The sequence below is a fragment of the Clostridium cibarium genome (assembly GCF_014836335.1).
GTDB classification, from domain to species: domain Bacteria; phylum Bacillota; class Clostridia; order Clostridiales; family Clostridiaceae; genus Clostridium; species Clostridium cibarium.
The window spans coordinates 24,838-36,115 of record NZ_JACSRA010000035.1 but is presented as its reverse complement, the minus strand read 5'-3'; the positions used below and the strand labels follow the sequence as shown (position 1 = coordinate 36,115).

The 11,278-nt window shown below is 31.2% G+C and carries 10 protein-coding genes and 1 tRNA gene; 1 reads left to right on the top strand and 10 read right to left on the bottom strand.

Annotated elements, in window-relative coordinates:
- Window position 1 precedes the first annotated feature (1 nt).
- Together H9661_RS17295 and H9661_RS17290 are read right to left on the bottom strand one after the other, a co-directional pair.
- Window positions 2-76 (bottom strand) — tRNA-Glu (locus tag H9661_RS17295).
- Between the two features lie 148 nt (window positions 77-224).
- Entirely contained in the window at window positions 225-791 is a 567-nt protein-coding gene (locus tag H9661_RS17290) for a hypothetical protein (protein WP_191770025.1), read from the bottom strand.
- Between the two features lie 151 nt (window positions 792-942).
- Between H9661_RS17290 and H9661_RS17285 the strand changes: the two genes are divergently transcribed.
- Window positions 943-2,172 carry a BaiN/RdsA family NAD(P)/FAD-dependent oxidoreductase gene (locus tag H9661_RS17285; protein ID WP_191770024.1) on the top strand — a complete coding sequence of 410 codons (1,230 nt, stop codon included), beginning with the start codon at window positions 943-945 and terminating at the stop codon, window positions 2,170-2,172.
- A gap of 2 nt (window positions 2,173-2,174) precedes the next feature.
- On the opposite strand, the gene H9661_RS17280 is transcribed toward H9661_RS17285, so the two are convergent.
- The 8 genes from H9661_RS17280 to H9661_RS17245 form a co-directional block, all read right to left on the bottom strand.
- Window positions 2,175-2,924 carry an acyl-[acyl-carrier-protein] thioesterase gene (locus tag H9661_RS17280; RefSeq protein WP_143318216.1) on the bottom strand — a complete coding sequence of 250 codons (750 nt, stop codon included), beginning with the start codon at window positions 2,922-2,924 and terminating at the stop codon, window positions 2,175-2,177.
- 115 nt (window positions 2,925-3,039) lie between these two features.
- Window positions 3,040-3,222 (bottom strand): DUF1858 domain-containing protein, encoded by a 183-nt coding sequence (locus H9661_RS17275; RefSeq protein WP_143318215.1) that lies wholly within the window; start codon window positions 3,220-3,222, stop codon window positions 3,040-3,042.
- A 90-nt stretch (window positions 3,223-3,312) separates the two neighbouring features.
- On the bottom strand, window positions 3,313-4,599 hold the full coding sequence (locus tag H9661_RS17270) for an adenylosuccinate synthase (RefSeq protein WP_191770023.1): 1,287 nt from the start codon (window positions 4,597-4,599) through the stop codon (window positions 3,313-3,315).
- A 168-nt stretch (window positions 4,600-4,767) separates the two neighbouring features.
- Window positions 4,768-5,568, bottom strand: a complete 801-nt coding sequence (proC, locus tag H9661_RS17265) for a pyrroline-5-carboxylate reductase (RefSeq protein WP_143318214.1) — start codon at window positions 5,566-5,568, stop codon at window positions 4,768-4,770.
- A 28-nt stretch (window positions 5,569-5,596) separates the two neighbouring features.
- Window positions 5,597-6,925, bottom strand: a complete 1,329-nt coding sequence (locus H9661_RS17260; RefSeq protein WP_143318213.1) for a replicative DNA helicase — start codon at window positions 6,923-6,925, stop codon at window positions 5,597-5,599.
- A 15-nt stretch (window positions 6,926-6,940) separates the two neighbouring features.
- Window positions 6,941-8,842, bottom strand: a complete 1,902-nt coding sequence (gene lonC / locus H9661_RS17255; protein ID WP_191770022.1) for a Lon family ATP-dependent protease — start codon at window positions 8,840-8,842, stop codon at window positions 6,941-6,943.
- 12 nt (window positions 8,843-8,854) lie between these two features.
- Entirely contained in the window at window positions 8,855-9,301 is a 447-nt protein-coding gene (gene rplI / locus H9661_RS17250; RefSeq protein ID WP_143318212.1) for a 50S ribosomal protein L9, read from the bottom strand.
- Window positions 9,302-9,304: 3 nt separating this feature from the next.
- Window positions 9,305-11,257 (bottom strand): DHH family phosphoesterase, encoded by a 1,953-nt coding sequence (locus H9661_RS17245; RefSeq protein ID WP_191770021.1) that lies wholly within the window; start codon window positions 11,255-11,257, stop codon window positions 9,305-9,307.
- Between the last annotated feature and the right edge of the window lie 21 nt (window positions 11,258-11,278).

Sequence of the window (11,278 nt, the reverse complement as noted above, 5' to 3'; positions counted from 1 at the left end):
ATGGTGACTCCTAGGGGAATCGAACCCCTGTTACCACCGTGAAAGGGTGGTGTCTTAACCGCTTGACCAAGGAGCCAAATTGTAACTATGTGGTTGCCTAATGCTTTGGCGCTGACCACATAGACTATAATACCGAAATTCATTAAGAGTGTCAACACATTTTTTATAAATTTCTTATAATTTTATTTTTCTCCCCAAATTTTATATTGTCCATGACCATTTTTCTACTGAGATGTCATACTATTTTTTATCTCACTAATGGCTTGTAAATAAGCGTTTATAATAGATTCCTTCCTCTTTATTTCTTCGTTAATTTTTTTTATTTCCTTTTCTGCAGCATCTAAAAAATGTTCTTTTGAAATTGGATTTACTAAAATATTATAGCCACTTCTTTTAAAGTTGTGTCCTGTAGCTATAACCATTAAAGGAATTTTATTGTTAACCATACATATTATTTCTTTACTCCAATTCCCCTTTTTATTTACACTATATCTATCTCTAAGTAAATTAAGTATATTTAAATCTTCATTTATTTCATCTTCAATAGAATCTTTTAATGCTTTATATAAAAACACAGATATTCCCCTACTTAATTTTATTTTTAAAAACTCCCTATTATTAATTAAAAAATCATCAATTTCCCATTCACTAATTAACTTAACTTCTTCAAACTTAAAGTTTTTCGTACCAGGTTTATTGGGATAGTTAGCTATTACTTCTGTATATGTCATTCTTCTAACTTTAAATTCTTTTCCATTATCTTCACCATCTATAATAACCTTAGCTTTCAATTATCATCACCTCTTTTCTATTATTCCTCCCTTTAATAGCTACTATTACTGTGTTAAAATTTATTTATTAAATACTTTAGTAAACTCAGTTAATGTTAAAACTCTAAATAAAGAGTTTCATTATATTTTTTTAGAAGGAGATAATTAACCTATGATATATCATGATATAATCGTCGTTGGTGGTGGTGCCTCTGGAATAATGGCAGCAATAATGGCAAAAGATCTAGGAAAAAATGTTGCAATCGTTGAGTCAACTGATCGAATTGGAAAAAAAATTTTAACTACTGGTAATGGTAGATGTAATATTTCAAATGCTAATTTTTCTTATAAAAATTATTGCAGCGAAGATAATGACTTTTTCAAATATTGCATAGATAACTTTTCAATTGAAGATACAGAAAATTTCTTTTTGTCATTAGGATTGCCTTTAGTTAGATTAGAAAACGGAAAATTTTATCCACAATCACTTCAAGCCTCATCAGTTGTGGATATCTTTAGGTTGTCATTAAGTGAAAGAGAAATTCCTTTATATATAAATTGCAAAATTAAATCTATCCACAAGGATAAAAAATTTGTTTTATCCACAACAAATGAAGATTATCCTTCCTTAACCTGTGGAAAACTTATTTTAGCCTGTGGAGGAAAATCAGTTATAAAAACTGGTTCTGATGGATCTGGTTACAAACTTGCAAAATCCCTTGGACACTCTATTGTAGAACCATTGCCGGGTATAGTTCAATTAAAATTGAATTATCCTTACTTAAAAGCTCTTTCAGGTATAAAGATTAATGGTAAAGCATCTCTTTCCGTAGATGATAAAATATTAAGAGATGATATTGGTGAGATTCTTTTTACAGACTACGGAATATCAGGTCCTCCTATACTTCAGCTTTCAACTGAAGCCTCAAAAAATTTATATAAGAATAAAAAAGTTGAAATTATAGTGGATATGATGCCAGAAAAGTCTTTTGAGGATATTGATAACTTTTTGCAAGGCCACCTAGCGGTGTTTTCTCACAGAAGCATATCAAATGCTCTTATAGGAGTGATAAATAAAAAACTTATACCAATCTTGTTGAAAGATATAGGTATAAAAGATATTCACATACCTTGTTATGAATTAGATTGGAAGTACAAATCTCTATTATCTAAGAGACTTAAGGAATGGACTTTTACTTGTACTGATACTAATGGATTTACCAATGCTCAGGTTACTGTAGGTGGCATTAATACAAACGAAGTTAACCCTACAACACTAGAGTCAACAATTGTTTCAAATTTATATTTTTGTGGAGAAATTCTTGATGTTACTGGAGATTGTGGAGGATTTAACTTACAATGGGCTTGGAATTCAGGCTTCTTAGTTGGGAATAGTATTTAATACTACTCCCTTTCCCATGTAGCTTCTAACTTTGTGACTTCCTTACCTTCATTGTTTTTTATGGAATGAACAGTTATCAATCGTTCATTTTCTTCTTTTATTAAGGTAGCTGATACATGAACAGTATCACCATAAGTAGTTTCTTTTTCAAAAATAATTTTTAATTCTTTAATTTCATAATCTTTAACAACTTCCATTGGTACTGATTCAATCGCCCATTCAAGGTAATTAACATTGTTTACATGTCCATTAGAATCAATATCACTATATCTAATATTAAATTCTTTATGATAATCTTCCTTTTCAACATTTCTGATTTCCTTCATATCAATGTTTCTATTCATACCATCATCAGCGCCATATAACTCATACTGTTCTTGCGGTATTCTCATTGGACGTCTTCTTTTAAGGTTTATTAAGAAAAATAAAGCTACAGCTTCTCCTAATAATTCTCCCTCTTCACTTCTGATATAATATTTCCTATATGCATAAAATTTATTAAATCCAATAGGTTCTGTAGTAATTGATATGACATCTCTATAACTAGGATATTTATACATACTAATATCATATTTATAAAACACCCATGCATAATTCTTTGCCATCATTTCTTCTATTGTATCACCTAATACTTCTGATTGATTTGTTCCTACATCACATAAGAAGTTTACTATAGATGATAATTTACACTTTAACTTATAACTTGAATCATGATAATTTACTTCATATTTTTTTGTGTAACTCTTTGCCATACCATCCCTCTTTCTTTTTCTTACTAATTCTATTTTACCATAATTATGTTTTTAACGTCTCATACTGTTCACACCAAAGAAAAAAGTTGCCTCTGTTACGAGACAACTTTTTATGTTATTTATTTAAAGCTTCCATCAATTGATCTAAATTTAGACCATGAACCATAGCTGCTTCTTCTATAGTTTCTGCTTGTGCTGAAGGACATCCAACACAACCCATTCCAAAGCTCATTAATACTTCAGCCTTATTAGGATCGATTTTTATAACTTCACCTATTGTCATATCCTTAGTTATCATTTAATTCACCTCTTTAATTTCTATATATTAATATTCTTATATAGAAATTATATTTTATACATGAATTAATGTCAAGTAAAATAGTCGGAATTAAAGTTCATCTATTCTAATAGTTTGATCTCTCTTTGGTCCAACTGAAACTATTGATATTTTTGTTTCAGTAAATTCAGCTATTCTTCTTAAATATTTTTTTGCATTTTCAGGCAAATTATCATAGCTTCTAGCATCAGCTACTGATTCATCCCAACCATCAAATTCTTCATATATAGGTTCACATTTAGCTAAATCATCTAAACTAGCAGGGAAATAGTCTAAAACTTCATCATTAAACTTATATCCTACGCATACTTTTATTTTTTCTAATCCTGCTAATGTATCTATTTTGGTAACAGCTAATGATGTTAATCCACTAACTCTTGTAGCAGATTTTACAATAACTAAATCAAGCCAACCACATCTTCTTGATCTTCCTGTAGTTACCCCATATTCATGGCCTTTTTCTCTTATCCATTCTCCAGTTTCATCGTTCAATTCTGTAGGAAAAGGTCCTTTTCCTACTCTTGTTGTATAAGCTTTAGCTATTCCAACTGCACTTGTAATTAGATTTGGACCTATGCCAACTCCATTACTAACGCCACCAGCTGTAGTATTTGATGATGTTACATATGGATATGTACCATGGTCTATATCTAATAACATCCCTTGAGCGCCTTCAAATAGAACAGTTTTATTTGCTTTTATGCCATCATATACTTGTACGGATGTATCCTTAACAAAAGGTTTTATCTTTCTAGCATATTCCTTAAAATCCATTAAAACTTTTTCTACATCAAGTGCTTCCCCTCCATATACTTTTGTTATATATGAATTTTTCATAGCTACATTTTCTCTTAACTTCTCCTCGAAAACATCTTCATGCATAAGATCACAGATTCTTATGCCACATCTTTCTATTTTATCAGTATAACAAGGTCCTATTCCTTTTCCTGTTGTTCCAATATCATTTTTTCCTCTAGCTTCTTCTTTTAACTTATCTAAAATCTTATGATAAGGCATTATTAGATGTGCTCTATCACTTATTATTAATTTTTCAGGTGTAACCTTGACACCCTCTTTTTCTAGATATCCTATCTCTTCAAATAAGGCCTTAGGGTCTACTACAACACCATTTCCAATAACATTTAGTTTATCATCATATAGTATACCTGAAGGTATTAAGTGAAGCTTGTATTGCTTATCTCCAACTTCTACAGTATGACCTGCATTATTACCTCCTTGGAATCTAACAACTACATCTGCTTCTTCTGCAAGATAGTCTGTCATCTTACCTTTTCCTTCATCTCCCCATTGAGCTCCTAAAACAATAAATGCTGACATATACATTGCCTCCTTATGAATTCTCTCCACCTTTCATACTAGCAAAGTGAATTCAATAGGTCAATAATAAGTCGAATATTTTTTTATTTATTCTGAAAATAATTCGTATAATAATGCAAAAAAGGAATTGAGGTTAAATTTAATTAACTTCAATTCCTTCTATTAAATCTACATTGATTTCGATTTTTCAGCACACTTTATCATAGCTTCAATAACGGCACTTCTAAATCCTTGCTTTTCTAGCTCTACTACAGCATCTATTGTTGTTCCTGCAGGAGAACAAACCATATCCTTAAGTTCTCCTGGATGTTTTCCTGTATCTAATACCATTTTTGCTGATCCTAGAACACTCTTTGATGCCATTTTATAAGCTTTTGCTCTAGGTATTCCAAGTTTAACTGCTGCATCTGCCATAGCCTCAATAAACATGAAGACATAAGCAGGAGATGAACCGCATAACGCTATAAATCCATCAAAATCCTTCTCTTCTAATTCAACATAATCTCCAAAACTTTTATAAATCTTAAACACATAGTCCATATCTTCTTCAGATACGTTTTTATTGGCACATATAGCTGACATAGCCTCTCCAACAAGCGCTGGTGTGTTTGGCATTGTCCTTACTATCTTATAGCCCTCTCCAAGCCAATATTCCATACTATTAATAGTTACTCCTGCAGCAATAGTCACTATAACCTTATCTTTAGATAGACATTCCTTTATTTCTTCTATTACCTTCTTGTATAGAAATGGCTTCACTGCTAAAATTAGAATATCTGACTGCTCTGCAACTATTTTATTTGATAATGTTGTTTCCACACCAAAATTCTTTTTTAAATTGCTTCCAGAGGCTTCAGTCTTTGTAGATACTATTAAATCTTCTTTTCTTATAAACCCTGATTTAATTAATCCTCCAACCATGGCACCACCCATGTTTCCACAACCTATAAATCCTATTTTCTTGTTCATCTAGACACCCCCAAGTATATGTTATTCATTATTGAACAACATCTAAATTACCAAACTTACTGAATTGACCAAGCCAAGCCATTTTAACCGTTCCTACTGGACCATTTCTTTGCTTTGCTATTATACATTCAGCTACGCCTTTGTCTTCTGATTCCTTATTATAATACTCATCTCTATATAGGAACATAACAACATCAGCATCCTGCTCTATAGACCCTGATTCTCTTAAGTCAGATAACATTGGTCTATGGTCAGCTCTTTGCTCTGGCGCACGAGATAGCTGTGATAATGCTATGACTGGACACTCCATTTCCTTAGCCAATGCTTTTATAGATCTTGATATTTCAGATACCTCTTGTTGCCTGTTCTCTGTTGATGATCCTGACATTAATTGAAGATAGTCTATTAATATCAGGTCAATACCGTGTTCCATCTTTATTCTTCTGCACTTAGATCTCATTTCCATTACTGAAACTCCAGCAGTATCATCTATGTATATCTTAGCTTTTGATAACGGGCCTGTTGCTCTAGCTATATTTTCCCAGTCCCTATCATCAAGCTCTCCTGTTCTAAGGCTAAGCATATCTACATTAGCCTCTGAACATAATAATTTATATGCAAGCTGTTGCTTTGGCATTTCTAGAGAAAATATTACTACACTCTTACCTGATCTAAGCGCTGCATGTTCTGCGATATTAAGTGCAAAAGTTGTTTTACCCATTGAAGGTCTTGCTGCAATAAGTACCATATCACCTTTTTGAAATCCTGAAGTTTTATCATCTAAATCTTTTATTCCAGAACTTACTCCTGTAACTTCACCCTTATTATTGAAAAGCCTTTCTATTTCAATAAATCCTCTTTCTAATACAACGCTTAAAGGTTCAAAATCATTGGTAGTCTTTTTCTCTGCTATATCAAATATTTTCTTTTCAGCTTGATCTAATACCTCTTCTACTTCTCCTTGCCTATTATAGCTATCTTCTATGATTTTAGTAGATGCTTTTATTAGTTTTCTAAGTAAGGATTTCTCTTCTACAATTTTTATATATGAAGAAAGATTGGCTGTAGTAGGAACTGAAGAACTTACTTCTGTGATATAAGTTACTCCACCTGCATTCTCTAATTGATCATTAGACTTTAAGTATTCTAGTAAAGTTACAAGATCTACAGCCATATCATTCTTAAACATTTCAAATATAGCCTTATATATTACCTTATGCCCATCTCTGTAAAAATCATTCTCTCCTAATTTTTCTACAACTTCGGCTATTGCACTTTTATCTATAATCATAGATCCAATTACAGATTGTTCAGCTTCTATACTATGTGGTAAACTTCTCATTGTCGAAGTCTCCAAGAGTACCCCTCCATTCTATTTTTCTAATACTATGTCAATTAATTCTTCTATTCTATTAATTGCTTTTACTTCTATATCTGTTAATCCTGTTGGGATTTCCTTTTCATTATCCTTTGGAACCATAACTAATTTAATTCCTTTTCTTCTTGCTCCATATACCTTTTCAAATATTCCACCCACTGGTTTTATATTCCCTCTTAAAGATATCTCTCCTGTAATAGCTACATCTTGTCTTATTCCTTTATTCAATAAGGCACTAATTACACATACAGTAATAGCGGCACCTGCTGAAGGACCATCTATTTTTCCTCCACCAATTACATTTACATGAATATCAAAATCTCTAATATCCTTATCTGTAATCTTTCTTATTACAGATGCTGCATTAAACACAGAGTCCTTAGCCATTGAACCAGCAGTTTCATTAAATCTAACTGTCCCTGCGCCTGTTTTCTTTGCTTCGAAAACAGCTGCTTCTATTTCTATAGTAGATCCTAAGAAACCACTTACTCCAAGCCCATACACATGCCCAACTTCAAATTTACTTTCATCATTATTTCTTTCAAATGGAGTATATCTTCCAATTGAAATAACCTCTTCTACGTGGGCTAATCTAATTTCAATTCCTTCAACTTCTACTCTTTTTTCATTATATAACGCAAGACCATATGCATCAGTTAATATATTTACAGCTTTTCTACCTTCTATTGTATATCTGCTAATAAATTCAGATACTCCATCTTCTAACTTAACATTCAATTTTCTTGCCGCATTATCAACAATTTCTTCAATATCCTTTGCCGATAATGGTTCAAAAAAAACTTCCGTACATCTTGATCTAAGAGCAGGATTAATATCCCTAGGTTCTCTAGTAGTCGCACCAATTAATACAAAGTCGGCCGGAGCCCCTTTATCAAAAAGATATTTTATATACTTTGGTGTATTTTCATCATCAGGATCATAATATGAAGATGAGAATTCTACTCTTTTATCCTCTAACACCTTTAGCAACTTATTTTGTAATATAGTATCTAACTCTCCTATTTCATCTATGAACAATATGCCACCATGAGCTTCTGTAACTAATCCTGGTTTTGGTTCTGGAACTCCTATTTCTGCTAAGTCCCTCTTACTCCCTTGATATATTGGATCATGTACTGATCCTAATAATGGATTAGTAATTTCTCTTGGGTCCCATCTTAAAGTTGTACCATCAACTTCAACAAATTTAGATTCTTCATTAAAAGGAGTAAATTCTAATTTTCTAGTTTCCTTTAATGCTAATCTTGCTGCTGTCGTCTTACCAACCCCTGGTGGTCCATATAATATTATATGTTGAGGATATGGTGATGATAGCTTAGAAATAAGAGATTTTACAGCCCTCTCTTGCCCTACTACCTCATATAATTCCTCTGGTCTTAAAAAACTCATTATATTCTTACTAGTCACCTTTTGATCTAAACTAACTAATTCATCATACTTTTTCTTAGTTTTATTATTTTCGCTTCCCTTTTCTTTCTTTAATACAGATAATCTTATTTCATCCATATACTTTTCTTGTTTTTCTATTATTGATTGTTCAACTTTAGTTTCTATTTGACTTTGCACATATTTTCTAGCTATAGCTTCAGCGACAAAATCAACAGTATCCTCTAACACACTATCTATTTCGTCTTCTGATGGCACTACTTTTAGACCTTTTCCATCGGATGCAATTACATTTAAAGCATATACTCTTTCACATATATTTATTGAGTCTACATACTTTTTAAGTTTATATTTTATTGTCCTAGCCCTAATTGCACCCTTTTCTAGTACATTTCCTAATACCTCAAATAATACATTTACTTGTGATTGTTGTGTTAAATCTCCATGTAATACTTCTTGTAAAAAATTTTCTTCATCTTTTAAGCTCACTAATATTCCTCCTTATTGTTGCGGAACAATATTAACTTTCATTTTAGTCGATACTTCTGGGTACAATTTAACTTCTATTTCATATTCTCCTGCAACCTTTATTGTGTCCATAACAATCTTTTTCTTATCTACTGTAACCTTATATTGTGTTTTTATTAATGCTGCTACATCCTTGCTTGTAATTGCTCCAAATAATTTTCCACTTTCGCCAGTTTTGCTTGTTATTTTTACTATCTTCCCTTTTAATTCTCCAGCTAACTTTTGTGCTGCTTCTATTTCAGCAAGTTTTTGCTTTCTTTCATTTTCTTTTTTATTATTTAAAATATGAAGATTTGAATCAGTTGCTTCCTCTGCTAATTTTCTTGGAAACAAAAAATTTCTAGCATATCCATCTGATGTATTTATAACATCACCTTTTTTACCAATACTTTTAACATCTTGTAATAAAATTACCTTCATTATCTATTCACCTACCCTTAAATATTTCGTCATTGCTTCTTTCAATTTTTCTAATGCTTCTTCTATACTAACATTGTCTAATTTGGCTCCTGCTATATTCATGTGTCCGCCACCGCCAAGGGCTTCTAATACAACTTGCACATTTATATCTCCTGTAGATCTACCACTAATATAAATTTCATTATTTATATTTGCGAGAACAAAGCAAGCTAATATTCCTGATATATTTAACAATTCATCTGCCGCTTTTGCGACAATTACTGTATCTACATTATCAGGACAGATTGCTATAGCTGTATTATTTTCCTTATCCACTTTGGCAGATTTGATTGTCTCTGCTATAGTCAGGTAATCCTCTAAATTATCAGTAAACATTTTTTTTACTTCAATAGTATCTGCACCCTTATTTCTCAAAAATGATGCAGCTTCAAATGTCCTAACTCCAGTTTTAAAAGAAAACCTTTTAGTATCCATAAATATTCCAGCTAAGAGACCTTCTGCATCCTCTTTTGACAATTGAGGTCTATCTGTTATGTATTGAATAATTTCTGTTATCATCTCTGACGTTGAAGAAGCATACACTTCAATATAGTTTAACATAGTTCCCTCTATTATGTCTGCACTTCTTCTATGATGATCTATTATTACTTTTCTCTTAACCTTTTCTATTATATCTAAATTGCTTACGTAACTTCTATTATGAACATCCACTATAACTACTAAAGTATTTTCATCGATCAGTTTATACGCTTCTTCAGCTGAAATAAATACATTCTTATATTTTTCATTTTTCTTTAATTTATCTAAAAAATAATTAATAGGATTTGTATCATCATTTATCACAATATTGCATCTCTTTCCAAGCTGTCTTATTGTAGACGATAGTGCAACAGCTGATCCAAAGCAATCCATATCAGGATTTTTATGACCTAAAATAAATACATTGCTGCTCTCATATATTAATTCTTTTAAGGCATGAGAAACAACTCTTGCTCTTACTCTAGTCCTCTTTTCAAATTCTTTAGTATTTCCACCAAAAAACTTTATTTCCTCATTACTTTTAATAACTACTTGATCTCCACCTCTACCTAAAGCAAGTTCTTTAGCAACCGTTGCATATCCATTATTCTCATATGGGGACATTCCACCACGTCCAATCCCTATACTAAGTGTCAGTTCCATTCTATTTCCTTTATTTATCTTTGAAATTTCATCTAGTATAGAAAACTTATTCTCAATCTCTTCTTGAATATATCTATCTTGAACCGATAAAACATATTTATTCGTATCATATTTCCTTATCATTGCGCCTATTCTTTGAGCATAAGCATTTATTTTTCTTTCAACCTCAGCAACTACTAAAGGTCTATCACCTTCATCAGTTACATCTAACACTTCATTTAAGTTATCTACTTCTATTAATATTACAGCTTCTCTTAAGCTATCCTTAGACATTTGTGAATCTATTAAATGAGTTATATCATTAAAATAAATTAATTTAAGTTTTTGATTTTCATTTACAACATCACTGCTACTTATATCATAAAGAGTGTTATTAAAATTGAGTCTTTGATGACTTTTATCTTTCTCTTCAAATAATTTATTAATATCTAAACCTCTAATTAAACCTGTAATATTATTACCAACTTGAGTTTCTCCTTTATTCAAATCAATAAAATTAAAATTGTTCCAAACAATTTCACCAAATTCATCAACTAAAACTACTGGTATATTTAAATTGCAAAAGTTACTTGATAAACTTTCATCTAAGTAACTAACAAACTTTTGGACTTCATTTTGATTCTTATAATATTTTCTAATAAAAAAGAAATTATCTCCTAAGTACAACATAAATGCTGCAACTCCAAGTGTTAAAAAATTAAAGCACCAGCATACAACAATGATGCTAACTAGAATCAACTGCCTCAGATATGGATGACTTATTAGCTTTTTCATATATTAGCCTCCTAGATAAAA

Coding starts and splice junctions, on each gene's coding strand:
- H9661_RS17270 (WP_191770023.1), bottom strand. CDS start 4,599: ATGTCAGCATTTATTGTTTTAGGAGCTCAATGGGGAGATGAAGGAAAA.
- rplI (WP_143318212.1), bottom strand. CDS start 9,301: ATGAAGGTAATTTTATTACAAGATGTTAAAAGTATTGGTAAAAAAGGT.
- H9661_RS17285 (WP_191770024.1), top strand. CDS start 943: ATGATATATCATGATATAATCGTCGTTGGTGGTGGTGCCTCTGGAATA.
- H9661_RS17275 (WP_143318215.1), bottom strand. CDS start 3,222: ATGATAACTAAGGATATGACAATAGGTGAAGTTATAAAAATCGATCCT.
- H9661_RS17245 (WP_191770021.1), bottom strand. CDS start 11,257: ATGAAAAAGCTAATAAGTCATCCATATCTGAGGCAGTTGATTCTAGTT.
- H9661_RS17280 (WP_143318216.1), bottom strand. CDS start 2,924: ATGGCAAAGAGTTACACAAAAAAATATGAAGTAAATTATCATGATTCA.
- proC (WP_143318214.1), bottom strand. CDS start 5,568: ATGAACAAGAAAATAGGATTTATAGGTTGTGGAAACATGGGTGGTGCC.